Raw genomic sequence first — 21,298 nt, 5'->3', positions numbered from 1 at the left:
TGATGCGTGTTCGATACGTGTTCGGGGTGTGCGTGCCTGAGGATTGGTGCAGTGACCATTGTGGACCGGGCCGCTGACACCCGGACCGCAGTCCCGCCGGCGGCCCTGGTCGCGCACTGGCGGGAACTTCGCACACCACGGCTCACCTTGCATAAGGTGACTAGATCGCGATCTCACGTCCGAGCGAAGGGACCACATGCTCATGGGCCACACGGCCATCCCGCAGGATACCGCCGGCGGGCTCACCGCGACCGAACACAGACTGGACAACGGTCTGCGCGTGGTGCTCTCCGAGGACCATCTCACCCCGGTGGCCGCTGTCTGCCTCTGGTACGACGTCGGCTCGCGACACGAGGTCAGGGGCCGCACCGGACTGGCCCACCTCTTCGAGCACCTGATGTTCCAGGGCTCGGCCCAGATCAGCGGTAACGGCCACTTCGAGCTGGTGCAGGGCGCGGGCGGGTCGCTCAACGGCACCACCAGCTTCGAACGCACCAACTACTTCGAGACGATGCCCGCCCACCAGCTCGAACTCGCGCTGTGGCTGGAGGCGGACCGGATGGGCACCCTGCTCACCGCCCTGGACCAGGAGTCGCTGGACAACCAGCGCGACGTGGTGAAGAACGAGCGCCGGCAGCGGTACGACAACGTGCCGTACGGCACCGCGTTCGAGCGGCTCTCCGCGATGGTCTACCCCGCGGGCCACCCCTATCACCACATTCCGATCGGCTCCATGGCCGACCTGGACGCCGCGTCCCTCGAGGACGCCCAGGAGTTCTTCCGCACCTACTACGCGCCGAACAACGCGGTGCTGTCCGTCGTCGGCGACATCGACCCGGAGCAGACCCTCGGCTGGATCGAGAAGTACTTCGGCACCATCCCGGCGCACGACGGCAAGCGCCCGCCGCGGGACGGCTCGCTCCCGGACGTGCTGGGCGAGGAACTGCGCGAGCTGGTCCGCGAGGAGGTGCCGGCGCGCGCCCTGATGGCCGCCTACCGGCTGCCCGAGGACGGCACCCGCGCCTCGGACGCCGCCGACCTCGCGCTCACCGCGCTCGGCGGCGGCGAGTCCTCCCGGCTGCACAACCGCCTGGTGCGCCACGACCGCACCGCCGTGGCCGCGGGCTTCGGGCTGCTGCGGTTGGCCGGCGCGCCCTCGCTCGGCTGGTTGGACGTGAAGACGTCCGCCGACGCGGAGATCGAGGACATCGAGGCCGCCATCGACGAGGAGCTGGCCAGGTTCGCGTCCGAGGGCCCCACTCACGAGGAGATGGAGCGCGCCCAGGCCCAGCTGGAGCGTGAGTGGCTGGACCGGCTCGCCACCGTGGGCGGCCGGGCCGACGAGCTGTGCAAGTACGCGGTGCTCTTCGGCGATCCGCAGCTCGCGCTGACCGCCGTGCAGCGGATCCTGGAGATCACCCCCGAGGAGGTGCGGGAGGTCGCCGCGGCCCGGCTGCGCCCCGACAACCGCGCCGTGCTCGTCTACGAACCGCTGGAGCCGGCGGACGACGAGGGCGCCACCGAGGACGACCAAGCCGACGACGACACCACCCGCGGTGACGCGGAGGGAGCCGACCAGTGACGGAGACCAGCCCGACCAGCGCCGTCTCGCCGACCACCGCGAACGCCCCGGGCGGCGGGGCCGTGCCGCCACCCCCCGGCATGCGGCTGCACCCCCAGCCAACGGCCGGCCAGGCGACGCCCTGGTCCTTCCCCCGACCCAGCCGCGACACCCTGCCCAACGGGCTGACCGTGCTGCGCCACCACGCCCCAGGCCAGCGGGTCATCGCCGTCGAGGTGCACCTGACCGCGTCGCTGGCCGCCGAGCCCACCGCCCAGGAGGGCGTGGCCACGATCATGGCGCGGGCCCTGTCCGAGGGCACCGACCGGCTCTCCGCCGAGGAGTTCGCCGCCGAACTGGAACGCTGCGGCGCCACCCTTGACGCGCACGCCGACCACGCGGGCGTGCGGGTCTCCCTGGAGGTCCCGGCGTCCCGGCTGGCCAGGGCGCTCGGGCTGCTCGCCGACGCGCTGCGCGTCCCCGCGTTCCCCGAAAGCGAGGTGGAGCGGCTGGTCCGCAACCGCCTCGACGAGATCCCGCACGAGCTCGCCAACCCCTCCCGGCGCGCCGCGGTGGCGCTGTCCGCCGCGCTGTTCCCCGCCGACTCGCGGATGTCCCGCCCCCGGCAGGGCACCACGGAGAGCGTGGAGCGCATCGACGCCAAGGCGGTGCGCGGCTACTACGAGGCGCACCTCAGGCCCGCGGCGGCCACCGCCGTGGTGGTCGGCGATCTGACCGGCATCGACCTGGACGCGGTGCTGCGGGACACGCTGGGCGCCTGGACTGGGCCGGCGGCGACGCCGCCCGCCTGGACCCCGGTGGCGGCCGACGACGCGGGCCGGGTGGTCATCGTCAACCGCCCGGGCGCCGTGCAGACCCAGGCGCTCATCGGCCGGGTCGGCCCCGACCGGCACGATCCGGTGTGGCCCGCCCAGACCCTGGGCGTCTACTGCCTGGGCGGCACCATCACCTCCCGGCTCGACCGGGTGCTGCGCGAGGAGAAGGGCTACACCTACGGCATCCGCGCCTTCGGCCAGGTGCTGCGCTCCAGCGCCGACCGCACCGGCCTGTCGCTGCTCGGCATCCGCGGCTCGGTGGCGACCGAGGTGACCGGGCCCGCGCTGGCCGATCTGTGGCAGGTGCTGCGCACCCTGGCGGCGGAGGGCCTGACCGACGCCGAGCGGGACGTCGCCGTGCAGAACCTGGTCGGCGTGGCGCCGCTGCGCTTCGAGACGGCGGCCGCGGTCGCCGGCACCCTGGCCGACCAGGTCGAGGAGGAGCTGGCCGACGACTACCAGGCGACGCTCTACGCCCGGCTCGCGGAGACCGGCACCGTCGAGGCCTCGGTGGCCGCGGTGCGGGCCTTCCCCGAGGACCGGCTGGTGACCGTCCTCGTCGGCGACGCCGAGCAGATCGCCGATCCCGTGCGGGAGCTCGGCATCGGTGAGGTCACCGTCGTCGACGGCTGAGCCCGCGCGGCGGTTCCGGGCATCGGCCGCCCGGAACCGCCGCGTCGTCGCTTCTTCGGCGGCGGCCGAAATCCGCTGCTTTTTCGAGGGCGCTATCGGCATTCCCGTGCTTTTGGCTTACAGTTCGGTGCATCCGACCGGGAAGTAATGTGTCGAAGCTGACGCCGGCCATGGCAGTGGGGGTTTGTTCATGCGCATCTCCGCGCACACGGTATGCACGGCGATCCGTGACGACATTGTCGGCGGCGTGCTGCCGCCCGGATCCCGGCTCGCCGAGGAGCAGCTCGCCCAGCGCTACGGCGTCTCCCGGGTTCCGGTGCGGGAGGCGCTGCGCACCCTGGAGTCCGAGGGGTTCGTCGTCTCCCGGCGGCACGCGGGCGCGTGCGTGGCCCAGCCGGGGGACCGGGAGGCGGCTGACCTGCTCGACATCCGCGCGCTGCTCGAGCCGTTGGGCGCCGCGCGCGCCGCGCAACGGCGCACGGAGGCGCATCTGAAGGTGCTGCGGGGGCTCGTCAGGCTGGGCCGGCAGCGCGCCAGCCAGGGCCAGGAGGCGGACCTGCGGTCGCTGGGCGACTGGTTCCACGAGACGCTCGCGCAGGCCACCTGCAGCCCGGGGCTCACCGCCCTGCTGGTGCAGATCAGACGCAAGATCACCTGGCTGTACGCGGGCGAACCGGTCGGCCGGGCCGTGGCCGTCTGGCAGGAGCGGGGCGCCCTGGTGGACGCCATCGCCCGCGGCGACGCGGAACGGGCCAGGGCGCTGACCGCCGCCCAACTGGAACGCTCCACCCCGGCCCGCCGGCAGTTCCGTCCGGTCACTGTGAGGTCTCCGAAACCTGCCGTAAACACGGCGCGCGGCCAGATTTAACGGCGACCGTATACACCAGAGTCAGAGAACCTTGAATTTCTCATCCGGCGCACCGGCGGGGAATTCTCATGCCCGGAATTTCCCGGGCGTTGCCCGCGGTATTTCCCGGCGCGGTGGACCGTGATTCACACCGTTTCCGGAAGCTCCTCAAGGCCCTCGGCGACCAGCTTCGCCAACCGGTCGAGCGCCGCGTCGGCGTCCTCGGCCTCCGTCGCCAGGGTGACCTCCTCGCCGCCCTCCGCACCCAACGAGAGAACCGCCAGCATCGAGGCGGCGTTCACCGGGGTGCCGCCGCCCCTCCTGATGGTCACGGGGACACCGGCGGCGGTCGCGGCCCGCACGAAGATGGAGGCGGGCCGGGCGTGCAGCCCTTCCGCCCAGCCGATGATGACGCGGCGCTCAGCCATGGTGTCGCCCCTCGATTTCCAGGTCTGGTCGGACGTCGTGGGTGGGATCCCGCGGAACGAGCGCGCGACGCCTCCCGTCCGGTCACGCCCAACCGTACGCTGATGCCATGCGGACCACCGCCCAGCCTCCCTACCCGGCGCACTGGGAGGCCGACGTGGTGCTGCGGGACGGCGGCACGGCGCATATCCGACCGATCACGCCGGCCGACGCGGACCGGCTGGTCGGCTTCTACGAGCGGGTCTCGGAGGAGTCCAAGTACCACCGCTTCTTCGCTCCCTACCCCCGGCTCTCCGCCCGCGACGTGCACCGTTTCACCCATCACGACTTCGTGGACCGGGTCGGCCTCGCCGCGACCGTGGGCGACGACTTCATCGCCACCGTGCGCTTCGACCGGATCGACGAGCGGGGCCGGGCCGCCGCCGCACCCGCGGACCGCGCCGAGGTCGCGTTCCTGGTGCAGGACGCGCACCAGCGCCGGGGCCTGGCCGCCGCGCTGCTCGAACACATCGCCGCGGTGGCCCGCGAACGAGGCGTCAGGCGCTTCGTGGCCGAGGTGCTGCCGGGCAACAGCCGGATGATCAAGGTGTTCACCGACGCCGGGTACGCGCAGCGGCGCGGCTTCGCCGACGGCTCGGTCCAGCTGACCCTCGACCTGGCGCCCACCGCCGAGTCGGTCGCGGTGATGCGGGCCCGCGAACAGCGGGCCGAGGCCCGGTCGGTGCAGCGGCTGCTGGCCCCCGGCAGCGTGGCCGTGATCGGCGCGGGGCGCCGGCCCGGCGGCGCCGGCCGCAGGGTGCTGGCCGCGCTGCTCGACGCGGACTTCCCCGGGCAGGTGTACGCGGTCAACGCGGCGCTGCCGTCCGGGTGGACGACGTTGGGCGGCGCCCCGGCGCACCGGTCGATCCGCGACGTCGAGGGCCCGGTGGACCTGGCGGTGCTCGCCGTGCCGGCCGACCGGGTCGGCGCGGTGCTGGAGGACTGCGGGGCGCACGGGGTGCAGGGCCTGGTGGTGATGGCCACCGGCCACACCAGGGACGAGCAACGCGCGCTGGTGCACCGGGCGCGCTCGCTCGGCATGCGGATTCTCGGGCCCGGCGCGTTCGGCCTGATCAACACCGCGCCCACGGTCCGGCTGAACGCCTCCCCCGCCCCTCACCTGCCCAGAACGGGCCGGATCGGGCTGTTCACCCAGTCCGCGGCCATCGGCATCGCCGTGCTCGACGAGCTGGAGCGGTGCGGCGCCGGCCTGTCCACCTTCGTCTCCGCCGGGAACCGGGCCGACGTCTCGGGCAACGACGTCCTCCAGTACTGGTACGAGGACCGGGACACCCGCGTCGCGCTGATGTACCTGGAGTCGCTGGGCAATCCGCGCAAGTTCACCCGGCTCGCCCGGCGCGCGGCGACCGCGGGCACGCCCGTCGTGGTGGTGCGCGGCGGCCGGCACAGCGGGGGCGCGTCGCCCGGCGGCCACGCGGTGCCAGCCGGTGGGCGCCGCGCGCCGGAGGCCACCATCTCCGCGCTGCTCGGCCAGGCCGGCGTGATCCAGGCCGGCACCGCGACCGAACTCGTCGACACCGGGCTGCTGCTGGCCTGGCAGCCGCCGCCCGCCGGACCCCGGGTCGCGGTCCTCGGGAACGCCGAGGCGCTCGCCCTGGTCGCCCACGACTCCTGCCGGGCGCAGGGGCTGTCGCCGCTCCCGGTCACCGCCCTCGACCCGGCCGCCGCGCCCGCGGACTACCGCCGGGCCCTCACCGCGGCGCTCGCCGCCCCCGACGTGCACGCCGCGATCGTCACCACCGTCCCCACGACGGCGCTTCCCGCACCGGACCCCGACGACGGGCCGGCGCCGAGCGCGGTGGCGCTTCCCGCGCCGGACCCCGGCGGCCCGCTCCGGGCCGCGCCGGGCCCGTCCGGACTCGGGCCCGGCGACGGGCCGGGGTCGCACGAGGTAGCGGCCCCGTCCCGGCCGCACACGGGGGCGGACGCCGCGCCGAGCGGCACGGGGACGCCCCACGCGTCCGGTCCCGGAACCCGGACGCGGGGGCCGGATCCGCGTTCCGCCCCACACCTGCCCGGCCCCGGCGAGGGTGGGGCGGCGCCTCCGGTGCCGGAGTCGGGTGGTCCGGGGCCCGGCACGCCGGCGAGAGACGGGGCGCCGGACATCGCCGCGGGGGGCGCGGGAAGCGCCGCCGCGTTGGCCACGGCGTTGCACGAGGTGGCGGCGGACAAGCCGGTGCTCGTGGTGCACCACGCGGTGGACCGGCTGGCCGACGAGCTCCACGCCCGGGGCATCCCCGCCTACCCCTCGGCGGAACGCGCCGTGCGCGCCCTCGCGCACGCCGTCCGGCACGCCGGCTGGCTGAGCCACGCCGCCGCGCCCGGCCGGGTCCCGGCCTACGACGACATCGACGCGGCGGCGGCCCGCCGGATCCTCGCCGCCGCCGTCACGGACGGCCCCGCCACCCTCACCGCCAAGCAGACCACGGCCCTGCTCGACGCCTACCGCATCCCCGTTCCCGAGGCGCGCGGCGCTGCGGAGGAGGGCGTGGACACCGTGGTGCGGGCCACCGTCGATCCGGACGTCGGCGCGACGCTCTCGTTCGGCCTGGCCGGCGCCCCCTCCGAGCTGCTGGGCGATGTCGCGCACCGGCTGCTGCCGCTCACCGACCGCGACGCCGTCGAGCTGGTGCGGTCGATCCGCGCGGCGCCCCTGCTGTTCGGCTGGCGCGGTGCCCGCCCGGTCGACGTGGCGGGTCTGGAGGAGCTGCTGCTGCGCCTGGGGCGGCTGGTCGAGGACCACGCCGAGCTGGCCGGAGTCGAGCTGGCGCCGGTCGCCGTCGCCCCCGATGGGGTGAGCGTGCGGGCCGCCACGGTCCGGGTCGGGCCCCCGCCGGCGCGCGCCGACCTCGGGCCGCGGCGGCTTCCGGCGTACTGACGTCCGTGCCGCCCCGCGCCGGCGGGCCGGTGGAACGCCGGACTGACAAGGGAGGATGGGAGTTCCACGACAGCTCCTGCACGTCAGTGCCGCCCCTTAGGATGGCCACATGGCGAAGACCGGTACCACGTCGCAGGGATTGCGAGAGGCGATCGAGCGCAGCGGTTACTACCCCGCGCTCGTCGCCGAGGCGGTGGAGGCGGCGGTGGGGCGGGAGTCCATCGGTTCGTACCTGGTGCACCAGGAGACCACCATCGACAGCAGCGAGGTGCGTCGGCATGCCTCCGTCCTGGTGTTGACCGGCACCCGCCTGATCGTCAGCCACACCGACGAGCAGACCGCCGACGGCACGTCCCCCGCGCCGTACGCGACGACCAACACCGAGTCCGTGAAGCTCTCCCGCATCTCCTCGGTGATGCTCAGCCGGGTCGTCGCCGACCCTCAGTCGTACGAGCCGGGCACGCTGCCCCGCGAGGTCGTGCTGAGCGTCGGCTGGGGCGCGGTGAACCGCATCGACATCGAGCCGCTCAGTTGCGGCGACCCCAACTGCGAGGCCGACCACGGGTACACGGGGTCGACCACGGCCGACGACCTGAGCCTGCGCATCAGCGAGGCCGGCGACGGTCCCGAGACCGTGCGCCAGGCGTTGGAGTTCGCCCAGGCGCTCTCCGAGGCCACGACGGCGGTGTCCGGCCTGTGACCTCGCCCCGGCCGTCGGGGGCGGCCCCGACGGCGACCGGGGTGGACCGGGGGGCGCCGCCGCTGCCCGGCTCCGCGCCCGAGCCGCCGCCACCGGACCCGCGGGACGCGCCCGCCCCCCGGTACGGCACGGGCTCGCTCGCCGACGTGCTACCCGCCATCGTGGCCGGGCTCGGCGTCGGGCGCGGGGCGGCCGTGCCTCCCCCCGGCCCTCGCGGCCTGAGCGGCGTCCCCGCGACCGGGCTCAGGCTGCCCCCGGCCGACCGGGTCTGCGTCTTCCTCGTCGACAGCCTCGGCTGGGAGGCGCTGCGCGCCCATCCCGAGGCGGCCCCGTTCCTGGCCGGCCTGCTGCCCACCTCGTGCGGCGGCACCGGACGGCCGATCACCGTCGGCTTCCCGTCCACCACCGCCACCTCGTTGGCCTCCGTGGGCACCGGACTCCCGCCCGCCGCCCACGGGCTCGCCGGGTACACGGTGCTCGACCCGGTGACCGGCGAGCTGATGAACCAGCTGCGCTGGCACCCCTGGACCGAACCGCGGGCCTGGCAGCCGCACCCCACCGTGTTCCGGCTGGCCAACGACGCCGGCGTGGTGACCTCGCTGGTCTCCGCCCCGCACTTCGAGCGCACCCCGCTCACCCAGATCGCGCTGTCCGGCGGCGACTTCGTCGGCCGGCTGGACGCCGGCGCCCGGATGGACGAGGCGGCCCGGCGGCTGGCCGCCGGCGACCGCACCCTGGTGTACACGTACTACGCGGAGCTGGACTCGACGGGCCACCGCGTCGGCACGGACTCCGCGGCGTGGCGGGCGGAGCTGACGTACGTGGACGGGCTCGCCCAGCGGCTCGCCGAGCAGCTTCCGCCCCGCTCGGTGCTGTACGTCACCGGCGACCACGGCATGGTCGACGTGCCGCCGTCCCCCGAGTCCCGGTTCGACTTCGACGAGGACTGGGAGTTGCGGGCCGGGGTGGCCCGGCTGGGCGGCGAGGGGCGGGCGCGGCACGTGTACGCCGTGCCCGGCGCCGCCGCCGACGTGCACGCGGTGTGGCGCGAGGTGCTGGCCGACCACGCCTGGGTGGTGACCCGGGACGAGGCGATCGAGCTCGGCTGGTTCGGGCCGCCCGGCGCGGGCGTCGAGCCACGCGTGCACGGGCGGATCGGCGACGTGGTGGTGGCGATGACCGGCACCTCCGCGGTCGTCGCCACCAGCACCGAGCCGAAGGAGTCCGCGCTGGTCGGCATGCACGGCTCGGTGACCCCCGCCGAGCAGCTCGTGCCGCTTCTCGAAGTACGCACCTGATCGGGAGCTAGGTCCCTTGGCTGAACTCGCCTTCTTCTCCGGCACCATGGACTGCGGGAAGAGCACGCTCGCCCTGCAGATCCGACACAACCGCTCCGCCCGCGGTCTGACGGGCATGATCTTCACCCGGAACGACCGGGCGGGGGAGGGCAGGATCTCCTCCCGACTCGGCCTGGTCACCGAGGCCGTCGAGGCGGGTGAGGACTTCGACTTCCACGCGCATCTGGTCCGGCACCTGACGGCCGGCGGCCGGGTGGACTACGTGATCGCGGACGAGGCGCAGTTCCTCTCCGCCGAGCAGGTGGACCAGTTGGCCCGGATCGTCGACGACCTGGGCATCGACGTCTTCGCGTTCGGTATCACCACCGACTTCCGCACCCGGCTGTTCCCGGGATCGCAGCGGCTGATCGAGCTCGCCGACCGGGTCGAGTCGTTGCAGGTCGAGTCGCTGTGCTGGTGCGGCGCCCGGGCCACGCACAACGCCCGCACCGTCGGCGGCCGGATGGTCGTCGAGGGCGCCCAGGTGGTCGTCGGCGACGTGGGCGGCGACCGGGGCGACACCGGGTACGAGGTGCTGTGCCGGCGCCACCACCGGCGCCGGTTGACCGCCGCCGCGGCCGGGGCGGGGCCGCTGTCGCCCGACGTGCTGCCCGCGGAGGGTTTCGCGGCGTCGTCCGGTCTGCCCCGGCAGAACGGCGAGCCGAGCCGCCCCTGATCTCCGTCCCCGGCCCGCCGGGAACCGCCGGGTCCGGTCAGGTGACTCTTCGTGCGGCGCCGCTAGGCGGCCAGAGCCCGTAGCTCCTCAAGCTCGAGAGCATCGGCCGGACTGACCAGCACGGCGATCGGGTTCCCGTGGTCGGTGATGGCTACCGGCTCGCGGCCGGCGCTGACCTCGGGGGCGATCGCGCCGAGCCGGGCGCGGGCTTCCACGATCGAATAGCTGGTCTCTGGCATGCTCACTGGATCACACAAGTGTGCACATCGATCGGTTGTTCGAGGCGACGCCCTTCGGCGGTGCGAAGCCGACTCTGCTATCGGGGGAGTCGGGCGCGGATGGTCTTGCCGGGGCCGGGGCCGGGCACGGTGGTCAGGTGACTGGTGAGGTGGCGGACCATGGGCCAGCCCAGGCCGCCGGTGCCGCTGGTGAGGTCGGGTGTGCGTGCCTGTGGTGGAGTGGGGCTGGGGTCGCTGACCGAGACGGTGATCGCGTGCGGGTCGGCGGTGAGGCCGAGTGTGTAGCGGCCGCCGCCGTGGCGCAGCGCGTTGGTGACGAGTTCGGAGACCACCAGGACCAGGGTGTCCGCTGTGGCGGGGTCGAGGGCCGGGGTGAGGCGGTTGGTGAAGGCGCGGGCGGCCCGGCGGGCGTGAAGCACGCTCTTCGGGCTGTCACCCCGCATCACCGTTCGGGCGGTGGCCGGGCCGCTGGCGCTTCCGGTGACCTTCGTCCTGTTCATGGCGTGCACCCCACCTGTCGTCGGTCGTGCCGCTTCGCCGTGCCAGTCAGTGTGCCCCTCCCAGCGTCCTTCACACTCTCGGAAGGTGTGCGCAGGTACAGCTTTCGGACGTCAGAGACGACAGAAGCCCGCTGTCCACCCTCGCAGAAAATCTGTCACGGCCGGAGTAGACATTCGCGCGGGGGTGGGTTAACGTCTTCCTCGTAGCCAGGAGATCGAGAAGGCGTGGCAGAGACGAACTGCCCGCATGAAGGACCAGCAGGAGTGGCACGGCAGTGGAGTGGCGGGGCCGGAAGGTTTGTGGGGTCCCCTCGCTGGCTGCCGGGCCGGGTGGCTCTTCAGGAGCCACGAGCAGTACGCGCGGTAGAAGGTAAACGATCAGCAGGATGAGGAGGAGGCAGACGCCATCAGGATCGCCCGGGCCAGGCGGTGAGCAGCCCGGGTACCGCAGGCCCCGGAATGGAAGGTGGTCACACGGTCACATATCCGCGATCCCCGCATTCCCCGCCCATCCCCCCCAGGCGGTGCGGAAGCTGCAGGCCAGCATCACCCTGAGCCGGCAGATGGTGTTTTCAACCCCTCCGGGGCCCTGGTGCCACAACGGCACCAGGGCCCCTCGACGCGTCCCCGTTCAGAGGTGTACATGACCGATCAGAGGTGTGCATGACCACAGGAAACTCCCTCGACCGTCTCGACGACGACGACTACCCCGCCTACACCATGGGCCGTGCCGCCGAAATACTCGGCACCAGCGCTGCCTTCCTCCGCGCCATCGGCGAAGCCCGCCTCATCACTCCCCTGCGTTCCGAAGGCGGACACCGCCGCTACTCCCGTTACCAACTGCGCATCGCAGGTCGGGCTCGCGAACTCGTCGACCAGGGCACCCCCGTCGAAGCCGCCTGCCGCATCGTCATCCTCGAAGACCAACTCGCCGAAGCCCAGCGCATCAACGAAGAACTGCGCGGGCGTCCCAGCGCCTGACGCCGGCGGCTGGTCCTGAGTGCCGTTCTCCCGAATCCCAACCGTGGACACCGGCCGCACCGGCTCCTACGGCCGCGCCCCGGTGTGTCACGGTGCCCTGTACGCGGGCTACGCCGAGCCCGGCCGCGTGTCACGTCGCTCCGGCCGGTGGATCACCCGGCCCTCCCGCCCCGGCCCTGCCCATGCGGCAGCCCGGCGATCGCGGCGCCGTGCCACAGCACGTCACGCAGCATGGCAGGGGTCAGCCGGCCGGTGGACGTGTTGCGCTGACTGGGGTGGTAGCACCCCAGCAGATGCACCCGCCGGTCTCCCCGAACGTCGCCGAGCACGACGTGGGCCCCGTGCCCGAAGGCCGGCCGCGGACGCGGCAGCTGCCACCCGGCGGCAAGGAGCACCGGCAGCAGCGCCTGCCAGGCGAACCCGCCGAGCACGATGATCGCCCGCAGGTCCGGCCGCAGCAACCGCAACTCGCGCGCGAGCCAGGGGCGGCAGGTGTCGCGCTCCGTGGTGGTGGGACGGTTGGCGGGCGGTGCGCAGTGCACCGGGACCGTGATCCGCACACCGAAGAGTTCCATCCCGTCGCCGGGGTGTGTGGCGGTGGGCCGGGAAGCCAGCCCGACCGCGTGCAGAGCGGGGTAGAGCACGTCACCCGAGGGGTCCCCCGTGAAGACGCGTCCGGTGCGGTTGCCGCCGTGCGCCGCCGGAGCGAGCCCGACGATCACCAGCGGCGCGTCCGGAGGGCCGAAGCCGGACACCGGCCGGGCCCAGTACTCCCAGTCCCGGAACGCCCTGCGCTTGACCCGGCCGACCTCCTCGCGCCAGGCCACCAGCCGTGGGCACGCCCGGCAGGTGACGACCGCCGCGTCCAGCCGGGAGACGGCGTCCATCCGCGACGCGGTCACCGCCGGAAAGCCACGTTCCCCCGGCGTGGGTGACGGGGGCGGCCCCTGCCCACCGCTACCGGGTCGGCCGCTCCGCATACCCACGAGCCCCTCTCGCCGTGCCTGGCCGTGCCTCGCCGGACGGCCGCCGTCAGCCGACGACGTGCCCGCCCGGCCAATCGCCCATACAGTGGATGAACTGGAAAAGGTGCCGAAGCCGCACCGACCGGTGGCTCGCTCACACCGGCCACCGCTCACGCGAACTCACCGGATGGCACGGCGCTCCCCGCTCACAGGGCAGGTGACCTGCCCCGGAAGGTGCGGATGATGGCCAGGAAGATCACCTACCGCAGAGTCTATGAGGAGACTTCGGCTGACGACGGCAAGCGGATACTCGTCGACCGCGTGTGGCCGCGGGGCATGCGCAAGGAAGACGCCCATCTGGACGAATGGCTGCGCGATGTGGCGCCCTCGACCGAACTCCGCAAGTGGTACCGCCACGAGCCCAGCCGCTACCCTGAGTTCCGACGCCGCTACCTGGCCGAACTGCGCGACCCCGGACACCAGCAGGCAGCCGCGCGTCTGCGTGACCTGGCAGGCCACGACAGACTCACCCTGCTGACCGCCAGCAAGGACGTGGACCACAGCCAGGCGGCCGTACTGGCGGACTGGCTCACCGGCAGCGCCTCTTTCTGACCGGAGTACTAGTCGCGGTGCACCAGGCCGAACGGCGCGCCCTCCGGATCGCCGATCCAGGCCAGCCGGCCGATCGGCGACTCCTCCGGCGCCCGCAGCACCCGGCCGCCCAGCTCGACCGCCCGTCGGACGGACGCCGCCACGTCGTCCGTCGCGAAGTACGGCAGCCAGTGCGGCCCGCGGTCGTACGGCAGGGCGTCGCCCACGCCGCGGATGGCCGCGACCCGCCGCCCGTCCAGAAGCAGCAGCAGGTAGTCGCGATCCTCCGGCAGCCCGGGCCCGGGCGTCGTCTGGTAGCCGAAGACCATCGTGTAGAACTTGCTGACCAGCGAGACGTCCCCGGTGATCAGCTCGTTCCACACCGGAAGTCCCACGGACTCCGCGAGCGGGCTGCGCCGCGCCCGGCCGCCCTGCCAGAGCCCGAACGCCGCGCCGCACACGTCGGCCACCACGGCCAGCCGCCCCACCCCCGCCAGCTCCATCGGCCCGACCGCGAGGGTGCCCCCGCAGTCGCGGATCCGGGCCGCCGTGACGTCCGCGTCGGCGGTGGCCACGTACGGCAGCCAGCCGACCACCCGCCGTCCGTCCCTGGCGATCTCCCCGAGCCCCGCGACCTGCCGGCCGTCGCGCGTGGCGACCAGGTACGGGCCGAGCCGGGGCGGCCCCTCCTGGTACTCCCAGCCGAAGAGCCCCTGGTAGAAGCGCCGACCGGCGGCCAGATCGTGCACCATCAGGCTCACCCACCGGTGCGCTCCCGGCGTGGGCGGACTCGCTGCCTCGGTCATCTCCACTCCTCGACGGCCGACTGTTCCCAGTGTCCCCCGAGCGGCACCCAGGAGGAAGAATGGCCGCATGACACCACACATCACGGCGGCCGAACTCGCCGACGCCCTGGCCGATCCGGAGCGCTCGCCGGTGCTGCTCGACGTCCGCTGGCGGCTCGGCGGCCCGCCGGGACGGGCGGAGTTCGACGCGGGCCATCTGCCGGGCGCGGTGTACGTGGACCTGGACCGCGACCTGGCCGCGCCGCCCGGGCCGGCCGGGCGGCACCCGCTGCCCGACCTCGGCGCCTTCGGGGCGGCGATGCGCCGGGCCGGGGTCCGCCGGGACCGCCCGGTGGTGACCTACGACGGCGGGCAGGGCTGGGCGGCGGCCCGCGCCTGGTGGCTGCTGCGCTGGGCCGGACACCCACGGGTACGGGTGTTGGACGGCGGCCTGGCCGCCTGGACGGGACCGCTGACCAGGGAGACGCCCGAACCGGCCGAGGGCGACTTCGAGCCCGAGCCGGGCGCGTTGCCGGTGCTGGACGCCGACGCCGCTGCGGCGCTGGCCCGGCGCGGGCTGCTGCTGGACGTCAGGGCCGGCGAGCGGTACCGCGGCGAGGTGGAGCCGATCGACCCGGTCGCCGGGCACATCCCCGGCGCGGTCTCGGCGCCGACCACCGAGAACGTCGAGGCGGACGGGCGGCTGCGCCCGGCCGACGACCTGGCGGCCCGGTTCGCGGGGCTCGGCGTGCGGCCGGGGGTGGAGGTCGGGGTGTACTGCGGCTCCGGCGTCTCCGCCGCGCACACGGTGCTCGCGCTCGCCGCCACCGGGGTCGACGCCGCCCTCTACCCCGGCTCCTGGAGCGAGTGGACGGCGGATCCGGAGCGCCCGGTCGCCACCGGGCCCGAGCGCGGCTGACGGCCCCGGGAAACGGCGGGAGGCACCGCGCCGGGCGCGGTGCCTCCCGAGGGCGTCGCCCTCAGTCCTTCTTCTTGCGCCGGGTGCCGAAGACGATCTCGTCCCAGCTCGGCACCGCCGCGCGCCGGCCGGGACGGACCCCGTCGGCCTCGGCCTGGCGGTCCGTGTTGCCGGTCAGCCGCTCGCGGTGCCCGCCCACCGACCGCGGCATCAGCACGTCGGCGTAGGTCGCGCCGGCGCCGGCCGCGGCCGAACGCTGGTCCGGCGCGTCGCCGCCCCGCTCGGCCTCCGCCTCGTCCGGCTCCGCCGCCGGCCCGGCGGTCGCGCCAGCGCCGGACGACGCCGCGGGCGTCGCCGGCTGGTCCGGCACCACCAGGTCGCCACGGAAGCTCGGCACCGCCTCCAGCAGGCTGGTCAGCGAGTCCGCCTCGCTGTCCCGGTCCTGGCGGCCGGCGCGCCCCGGTTCGGGACGGTCGCCCTCACGGGGCAGCCGGGCGATGCGCGGCACGAAGGGCGTGCTCGGCTCGGGCGTGTCGTCGGTCTCGCCGAGCAGCGCCCGCGCCTCGTCGTCCACGGCCTGCACCAGCCGCCGCGGCGGGTCGTACGTCCAACTCGCCGAGTGCGTCTCGCCGGCCACCCGGTAGACCAGCAGCACCTCCCAGGTGCCGTCGTCGCGCCGCCACGAGTCCCAGCGCACGGCGTCCTTGTCGGCGCCGCGCAGCATCAGCCGGTCGGCCACGGCGTCGCCGAGCTGCGGGCCCGCCGACTCGCCGGGGCGCCGGATGGGCGTCTTGCGGGCCCGCTCGGCCATGAAGGCGCGCTCGGCCAGCACGGGGCCCTCGAAGCGCCGCACCCGGTCGACCGGGATCCCGGCGAACTGCGCCACCTCCTCGGCGGACGCACCGGCCCGTATCCGCGCCTGGATGTCGCGCGGGCGGAGGTGGTTCTCCACCTCGATCTCGATCTGGCCGAGCCGCGCCCGGTCGTTGCGCACGGCCGCGCGCAGCCGCTCGTCGATCGGAAGGGTGTACTCCGTGTTGTCGGCAGCCTTGAGCACCAGGCGTGTGCCGTCATTGCTCACGGCCACGACACGCAGTTCGGGCACGAGGACCTCCCGGATGGTGCCTGCCGACGTCACCTACGTCGCTGCTCCTGCTAGACGAGTGTGACCTGCCCGGGTGCAGCCTGCCACAACCTTGCCGACTTGCCCGGCGTGTCGGGCCATGGACTTGAACCACCGCTGTGGCACAGTCACCACTTTGCCACGCGCGGTGACCGGAGCGTGGCTTGGCGAGCCACGCGGGCCGGACGGGGGACAAGGCCAGGACTCGTCACACTACTGCATCGGGCCCTCGCGGGGTGGGGTGCGACCCGGTGGAAGTTCTCGCCGGACAAGGGAGTTGACCGGGCGATCGCGAACGCCGACGGTGCGGCAATGGTCACGTAGGAGAAGAAATCGGGCAATCACCCCCCGGTATATGTCGCTTGTGTGCGCGCCGTGCGAGGAGTGCGCGAAAACCGGCAAACGGCGGAAAGTCGGGTAAAGAATTCGTCTAGCCGCATAGCCGGCGGTACGCACCGGCCAGCCGCGGGATCCGGAACGCCGGATGGCAGGATCTGGAGGCATGGACCGCGCCACCGACGCCCGCCCGTACGACGCCCTGCTCCTGCTCTCCTTCGGCGGCCCCGAGGGCCCGGACGACGTGCTTCCGTTCCTGGAGAACGTCACCCGTGGGCGTGGCATCCCGCGCGAACGACTGGCCGAGGTCGGCGCGCACTACCACCTCTTCGGCGGGGTCAGCCCGATCAATGCCCAGAACCGCGAACTGCTCGCCGCGCTGCGCGACGACCTCGCCAGGGAGGGCGTCGAACTGCCGGTGTACTGGGGCAACCGCAACTGGGCGCCCTATCTGGTCGACACGCTGCGGGAACTGGTCGACGACGGCCACCGCCGCGTCCTCACGCTGGCCACCAGCGCCTACGCCTCGTACTCGGGCTGCCGGCAGTACCGCGAGGACCTGGCCGGCGCGCTCGCCGAGCTGGAGCGGGAGGGGCGCCCGGTGCCGCGCGTCGACAAGCTGCGGCTGTACTTCAACCACCCGGGGTTCCTGGAGCCGATGGCCTCCGGCGTGCTGGCGGCGCTGGCCGAGCTGCCCGAGGAGGTGCGCGACGGCGCGCACCTGGCGTTCACCACGCACTCCATCCCCGTCACGGCGGCCGACACCTCGGGGCCGCCGGAGGGCCACGGCGCCGGCGGCGGGTACGTGCGGCAGCATCTGGACGTCGCGGAGTACCTGGCCGACGCGGTGCGCGACGCGACCGGCGTGGCGCGCCCCTGGAAGCTCGTGTACCAGTCCCGCAGCGGCCCGCCGCAGGTCCCGTGGCTGGAGCCGGACATCGGCGACCATCTGCGGGAGCTGCACGCCGCCGGGGCCCCGGCGGTGGTGATGGTGCCCATCGGCTTCGTCTCGGACCACATGGAGGTCCGCTTCGACCTCGACACCGAGGCCCTGACCACGGCCGGCGAGCTGGGCCTGCCCGCCGTCAGGGCGGCCACGGTCGGTGCGGCCCCCGGTTTCGTCGCGGGCCTGCGCGAGCTGGTGGTGGAGCGCGCCGCCACCGAGCGCGGCGCCGCGCCGGACCGCCCAGCCCTGGGCTCCCTCGGCCCGAGCCACGACGTCTGCCCGGTCGGCTGCTGCCCGGCCCGCATCGCGCGGCCCGCGGCCGCGGGCGCCGACAGCCCGTTCCGCTGATCCGGACCCGCCGTCCCGCCGTCCCGCAGTCCCGCCCTTCCACCCCGCCACACCGTTCCGAGGAGTGCCGCACCGTGTCCGAGACCACCGCCGAGTCGTCGCCCGAGCAGCTGCTCGACCTCGCCCTGCAGGCCGCCGACCGGGCCGGGAGGCTGCTGCGCGACGGCCGCCCGGCCGATCTCGGCGTCGCGGCCACCAAGTCGAGCCCCATCGACGTGGTCACGGAGATGGACCTCGCGGCCGAGAAGCTGATCGTCGGCTTCCTCACCGAACGCCGCCCGGACGACGGCGTGCTCGGCGAGGAGGGCGCGTCGGTGAGCGGCAGCAGCGGCGTGCGCTGGATCGTGGACCCGCTCGACGGCACGGTCAACTACCTGTACGGGCTGCCGCAGTGGGCGGTGTCGATCGCCGCGGAGCGGGACGGCGAGGTGGTCGCCGGGGTGGTGGCGGCGCCGATGCGCGGCGAGACCTACCGCGCGGTGCGCGGCGGGGGAGCGTTCCGGCAGGCCGACGGCGCGCGGCCCGAGCCGATGCGCTGCCGTCCCGCGCCGACGCTGGACCAGGCCCTGATCGGCACCGGCTTCAACTACGTGGCGTCCGTGCGCACCGCCCAGGCCGCCGTGGCGCAGCGGCTGATTCCCCGGGTGCGGGACATCCGCCGCTCCGGATCGGCGGCCATCGACCTCTGCGACGTGGCGGGCGGCCGTCTGGACGGCTTCTACGAGCGGGGCCTGGCCCCCTGGGACTTCTCCGCGGGGGAGCTGATCGCCCGCGAGGCCGGCGCGGAGACCGGCGGCCGGCCCGGCCGGCGGCCCGACCCGGAACTGGCCGTGGTAGCGAGCCCCGGCGTCTTCGCCGCGCTGCAACCGCTGCTCGACGAGCTCGGCGCCTGGCACGACTGACGCCGGCGCCGCGGTGCCCGGCCGCGAAAATGGCGCTGCCGCCCCCGGAGCGTCCGGGAGCGGCAGTCGATGCGGTCAGGGTCAGACGGTCTGGACGCTCGCGGTGCTGAGCTCAACGCCATGTTCCGTGGCCAGCCGGCGCAGGTCGTCCAGCTCGGCCTGCTCCACGTCCATGGTGAACACGTCGCCGGCTTCACGAGCGCGGTGCAGATCGGACTCGGTGTTCTGGATGCGCTGCAGGATTCCAGCGGTGAACGCGTCCAAGGTGCGCCCCCTCGTCTTCTGTCGGCGGCACTGGGGGGTGCCGAGGGTGGGTGCGACCACGGCAGTCCCCTGAGCTGGTCGGCAGCGTCTCGTGGCTTACCGCCTACAAGGGGTGATCGCGGGGTGTGAAGTGGTTCCTCCCCGTCGCACGAGTCCCGGAAACCTCCGTGTCACAGAAAAGTGTCGGACCCGGTCCGAGGCCGTTTTACCTGCGGCTTACCTGTCCACCAGGCAGGATTGGGGGGCGGCGCCAGTCGCCCGACCAGGTCGGCGTCCCACCACCTGCACCAACACCTCACACTTCACACGAGAGAAGGAACCGGACGTGCGCGTACTCGTCGTCGAGGACGAGCAACTGCTCGCGGACGCCGTGGCCACCGGGCTGCGTCGCGAGGCCATGGCGGTCGACGTCGTGTACGACGGGGCGGCGGCCACCGAACGCGTCGACCTGAACGACTACGACGTGGTCGTCCTCGACCGCGACCTGCCGGTGGTGCACGGCGACGACGTGTGCCGGCACATCGTCGCGCTCGGCCGGGCCACCCGGGTGCTGATGCTGACCGCCTCGGGCGACATCAGCGACCGGGTGGAGGGCCTGGAGCTCGGCGCGGACGACTACCTGCCGAAGCCGTTCGCCTTCACCGAGCTGGTGGCCCGGGTGCGGGCCCTGGGCCGGCGCACCACCGCCCCGCTGCCGCCGGTGCTGGAGCAGTCGGGCATCCGGCTCGACCCGAACCGCCGCGAGGTCTACCGCGAGGGCCGGCAGGTCCACCTCGCGCCCAAGGAGTTCGCCGTCCTCGAGGTGCTGATGCGGAGCGCGGGCTCGGTCGTCTCGGCCGAGCAGCTGCTGGAGAAGGCGTGGGACGAGAACACCGACCCGTTCACGAACGTCGTGAGGGTCACCGTGATGACGCTCCGCCGCAAGCTGGGTGACCCTCCCGTCATCACCACCGTGCCCGGCGCGGGCTACCGGATCTGACGTGACTCCTGGGAAGCGGACCTAGATCATGGCGAACCCCACCCCTCCCCGGCCCCCGGCGCCGCCCCATCCGGCCAGGCAGCCGACGTACCGGAGTGTGGCGACCCCACCGCCGATGCCCGAGTGGGATCCCCGGGACGAGCAGCCGCGCAGCTGGCTGCGACCCACCATCCGGATCCAGCTCACCCTGCTCTACGGCGTGATGTTCCTGATCGCCGGCATCGTGCTGCTGACGATCATCTACCTGCTGGCGGCGGAGAGCCTGACCAGGGGCCTGCAGGTGCCCTTCCGGATCAGCAGCCCCATCCCGGTCCAGGTGGAGACCGTGTCGGAGGTCTGCGGACGCCTGACGGGCAACGTCGAGGGGCCGGAGTTCACGGCGTGGTTCGAGGACTGCACGGAGAGGCAGCGGGCGATCGCGCTGGACGAACTGCTGAGTCGCTCGCTGCTGGCGCTGCTCGGCCTGGCCGTGGCCGCCTTCGCGTTCGGGTGGCTGATGGCCGGTCGGGTGCTCTCGCCGCTCGGCCGGATCACCCGCACCGCCCGCCGGGTGGCCGGCTCCGACCTGCACCGCAGGATCGAGCTGGACGGCCCGGACGACGAGTTCAAGGAGCTGGCCGACACCTTCGACGAGATGCTGGACCGGCTGGACCGCGCCTTCACCGCGCAGCAGCGCTTCGTGGCCAACGCCTCGCACGAGCTGCGCACGCCGCTGGCGATCAACCGCACGCTGCTGGAGGTCCAGCTGTCCGATCCGCAGGCTTCGATCGAGGTGACGCAGCTGGGCAACACCCTGCTGGCCACCAACGAGCGCAGCGAGCAGCTGGTCGAGGGACTGCTGCTGCTCGCCCGCAGCGACAACGAGCTGGTGGACCGCAAGCCGGTGGACCTGGCCGAGGTGGCCGGGCAGGCCGTCGAGCAGGTGCGCGGCGAGGCGCAGCGGCAGGGCGTGGAGCTGCGCGGCGAGCGCCCCCCGGTGGTCGTCCAGGGCAATGGCGTGCTGCTGGAGCGGATCGCGCTGAACCTGGTGCAGAACGCCGTAAGGTACAACGTTCCGGAGGACGGTTGGGTGCGGGTGGACGTCGAGTCCCGGCCGGGCCACGCCGTCCTCCTGGTGGAGAACACAGGTCCGGTGGTTCCCGCCTACGAGATCGACAGTATGTTCGAGCCGTTCCGGCGGCTGCGCAACGAGCGCACCCGCAGCGACAAGGGCGTCGGGCTCGGACTTTCCATCGTTCGTTCGGTGGCGCGCGCCCATGGTGGACACGTGACCGCGGAACCCCGAGAGAGTGGAGGGCTGGTCATGAGGGTGACGATTCCGATCTGATCGCTCCCGACTGAACCCTCGGGTGTCCGTCCCGCGTCTCGGTATTCGGACGCCTTCCGAGGGAATGCAGAGTGTGATCAATCACATATTTGTCGCCCGCACGGCTGGCGACACGCGCCTGTGACCGGCCCTTCTGCGC

At 73.7% G+C, this 21,298-nt stretch carries 21 protein-coding genes; 14 read left to right on the top strand and 7 right to left on the bottom strand.

All coding sequences use genetic code 11. The features are described 5' to 3' along the window. The first annotated feature begins 202 nt into the window (after positions 1-202). From ABGB06_RS25405 to ABGB06_RS25395, 3 genes are all read left to right on the top strand, one after another. Positions 203-1,582 carry a pitrilysin family protein gene (locus ABGB06_RS25405; protein WP_347593282.1) on the top strand — a complete coding sequence of 460 codons (1,380 nt, stop codon included), beginning with the start codon at positions 203-205 and terminating at the stop codon, positions 1,580-1,582. A gap of 80 nt (positions 1,583-1,662) precedes the next feature. Next, positions 1,663-3,030 carry a pitrilysin family protein gene (locus ABGB06_RS25400; protein WP_347593390.1) on the top strand — a complete coding sequence of 456 codons (1,368 nt, stop codon included), beginning with the start codon at positions 1,663-1,665 and terminating at the stop codon, positions 3,028-3,030. A gap of 190 nt (positions 3,031-3,220) precedes the next feature. Next, positions 3,221-3,898, top strand: coding sequence for a GntR family transcriptional regulator (locus tag ABGB06_RS25395; RefSeq protein ID WP_347593280.1), 678 nt, complete (start codon positions 3,221-3,223; stop codon positions 3,896-3,898). A 125-nt stretch (positions 3,899-4,023) separates the two neighbouring features. Here ABGB06_RS25395 and ABGB06_RS25390 read toward each other — a convergent pair whose 3' ends face one another. Then, positions 4,024-4,305 (bottom strand): HPr family phosphocarrier protein, encoded by a 282-nt coding sequence (locus ABGB06_RS25390; RefSeq protein WP_347593278.1) that lies wholly within the window; start codon positions 4,303-4,305, stop codon positions 4,024-4,026. Between the two features lie 107 nt (positions 4,306-4,412). On the opposite strand from ABGB06_RS25390, the gene ABGB06_RS25385 reads away from it, so the two are divergent. The 4 genes from ABGB06_RS25385 to ABGB06_RS25370 all read left to right on the top strand — a co-directional run bounded on the left by ABGB06_RS25385 (position 4,413) and on the right by ABGB06_RS25370 (position 9,954). Further along, positions 4,413-7,241: a GNAT family N-acetyltransferase gene (locus tag ABGB06_RS25385; RefSeq protein WP_347593276.1), complete on the top strand. Its 2,829-nt coding sequence runs from the start codon at positions 4,413-4,415 to the stop codon at positions 7,239-7,241. Positions 7,242-7,350: 109 nt separating this feature from the next. Then, positions 7,351-7,941 carry a DUF5998 family protein gene (locus tag ABGB06_RS25380; protein WP_347593274.1) on the top strand — a complete coding sequence of 197 codons (591 nt, stop codon included), beginning with the start codon at positions 7,351-7,353 and terminating at the stop codon, positions 7,939-7,941. Between the two features lie 62 nt (positions 7,942-8,003). Continuing rightward, on the top strand, positions 8,004-9,239 hold the full coding sequence (locus tag ABGB06_RS25375) for a nucleotide pyrophosphatase/phosphodiesterase family protein (RefSeq protein WP_347593388.1): 1,236 nt from the start codon (positions 8,004-8,006) through the stop codon (positions 9,237-9,239). Between the two features lie 16 nt (positions 9,240-9,255). Beyond that, complete coding sequence (locus ABGB06_RS25370; RefSeq protein WP_347593272.1) at positions 9,256-9,954, top strand: thymidine kinase; 699 nt, start codon at positions 9,256-9,258, stop codon at positions 9,952-9,954. A gap of 62 nt (positions 9,955-10,016) precedes the next feature. Here the strand turns inward: ABGB06_RS25370 and ABGB06_RS25365 are convergent, their stop codons facing one another. Beyond that, positions 10,017-10,193 (bottom strand): type II toxin-antitoxin system Phd/YefM family antitoxin, encoded by a 177-nt coding sequence (locus ABGB06_RS25365; RefSeq protein WP_347593270.1) that lies wholly within the window; start codon positions 10,191-10,193, stop codon positions 10,017-10,019. A 77-nt stretch (positions 10,194-10,270) separates the two neighbouring features. After that, positions 10,271-10,693, bottom strand: coding sequence for an ATP-binding protein (locus tag ABGB06_RS25360; RefSeq protein ID WP_347593268.1), 423 nt, complete (start codon positions 10,691-10,693; stop codon positions 10,271-10,273). Positions 10,694-11,356: 663 nt separating this feature from the next. On the opposite strand from ABGB06_RS25360, the gene ABGB06_RS25355 reads away from it, so the two are divergent. After that, positions 11,357-11,674, top strand: coding sequence for a MerR family transcriptional regulator (locus ABGB06_RS25355; RefSeq protein ID WP_347593266.1), 318 nt, complete (start codon positions 11,357-11,359; stop codon positions 11,672-11,674). Positions 11,675-11,826: 152 nt separating this feature from the next. On the opposite strand, the gene ABGB06_RS25350 is transcribed toward ABGB06_RS25355, so the two are convergent. Further along, positions 11,827-12,561, bottom strand: a complete 735-nt coding sequence (locus ABGB06_RS25350; protein ID WP_347593386.1) for a uracil-DNA glycosylase — start codon at positions 12,559-12,561, stop codon at positions 11,827-11,829. A 321-nt stretch (positions 12,562-12,882) separates the two neighbouring features. Between ABGB06_RS25350 and ABGB06_RS25345 the strand changes: the two genes are divergently transcribed. Beyond that, a complete protein-coding gene (locus tag ABGB06_RS25345) occupies positions 12,883-13,251 on the top strand; it encodes a DUF488 family protein (RefSeq protein WP_347593264.1) in 369 nt (122 codons plus the stop codon). Between the two features lie 8 nt (positions 13,252-13,259). Here the strand turns inward: ABGB06_RS25345 and ABGB06_RS25340 are convergent, their stop codons facing one another. Continuing rightward, positions 13,260-14,036: a VOC family protein gene (locus ABGB06_RS25340; protein WP_347593262.1), complete on the bottom strand. Its 777-nt coding sequence runs from the start codon at positions 14,034-14,036 to the stop codon at positions 13,260-13,262. Between the two features lie 67 nt (positions 14,037-14,103). On the opposite strand from ABGB06_RS25340, the gene ABGB06_RS25335 reads away from it, so the two are divergent. Further along, positions 14,104-14,934 carry a sulfurtransferase gene (locus ABGB06_RS25335; RefSeq protein WP_347593260.1) on the top strand — a complete coding sequence of 277 codons (831 nt, stop codon included), beginning with the start codon at positions 14,104-14,106 and terminating at the stop codon, positions 14,932-14,934. Positions 14,935-14,995: 61 nt separating this feature from the next. Here the strand turns inward: ABGB06_RS25335 and sepH are convergent, their stop codons facing one another. Next, on the bottom strand, positions 14,996-16,072 hold the full coding sequence (gene sepH, locus ABGB06_RS25330; RefSeq protein ID WP_347593258.1) for a septation protein SepH: 1,077 nt from the start codon (positions 16,070-16,072) through the stop codon (positions 14,996-14,998). Positions 16,073-16,559: 487 nt separating this feature from the next. Between sepH and ABGB06_RS25325 the strand changes: the two genes are divergently transcribed. Further along, positions 16,560-17,687 (top strand): ferrochelatase, encoded by a 1,128-nt coding sequence (locus tag ABGB06_RS25325; RefSeq protein ID WP_347593256.1) that lies wholly within the window; start codon positions 16,560-16,562, stop codon positions 17,685-17,687. 74 nt (positions 17,688-17,761) lie between these two features. After that, positions 17,762-18,589: an inositol monophosphatase family protein gene (locus ABGB06_RS25320; protein ID WP_347593254.1), complete on the top strand. Its 828-nt coding sequence runs from the start codon at positions 17,762-17,764 to the stop codon at positions 18,587-18,589. Positions 18,590-18,670: 81 nt separating this feature from the next. On the opposite strand, the gene ABGB06_RS25315 is transcribed toward ABGB06_RS25320, so the two are convergent. Further along, complete coding sequence (locus ABGB06_RS25315) at positions 18,671-18,853, bottom strand: hypothetical protein (RefSeq protein WP_347593252.1); 183 nt, start codon at positions 18,851-18,853, stop codon at positions 18,671-18,673. A gap of 325 nt (positions 18,854-19,178) precedes the next feature. On the opposite strand from ABGB06_RS25315, the gene ABGB06_RS25310 reads away from it, so the two are divergent. Beyond that, on the top strand, positions 19,179-19,832 hold the full coding sequence (locus tag ABGB06_RS25310; RefSeq protein ID WP_347593250.1) for a response regulator transcription factor: 654 nt from the start codon (positions 19,179-19,181) through the stop codon (positions 19,830-19,832). Between the two features lie 115 nt (positions 19,833-19,947). Then, the gene (locus tag ABGB06_RS25305) at positions 19,948-21,159 is read left to right on the top strand and encodes a HAMP domain-containing sensor histidine kinase (protein ID WP_347593248.1); all 1,212 of its coding nucleotides are present in this window, start codon (positions 19,948-19,950) and stop codon (positions 21,157-21,159) included. Positions 21,160-21,298 lie beyond the last annotated feature (139 nt).

The sequence above is a fragment of the Streptomyces sp. B6B3 genome (genome assembly GCF_039871525.1).
In the GTDB taxonomy this organism is placed as follows: Bacteria; Actinomycetota; Actinomycetes; order Streptomycetales; family Streptomycetaceae; genus Streptomyces.
Note: the sequence above shows the minus strand (reverse complement) of the source record. Positions and strands in the feature narration are given on the sequence as shown.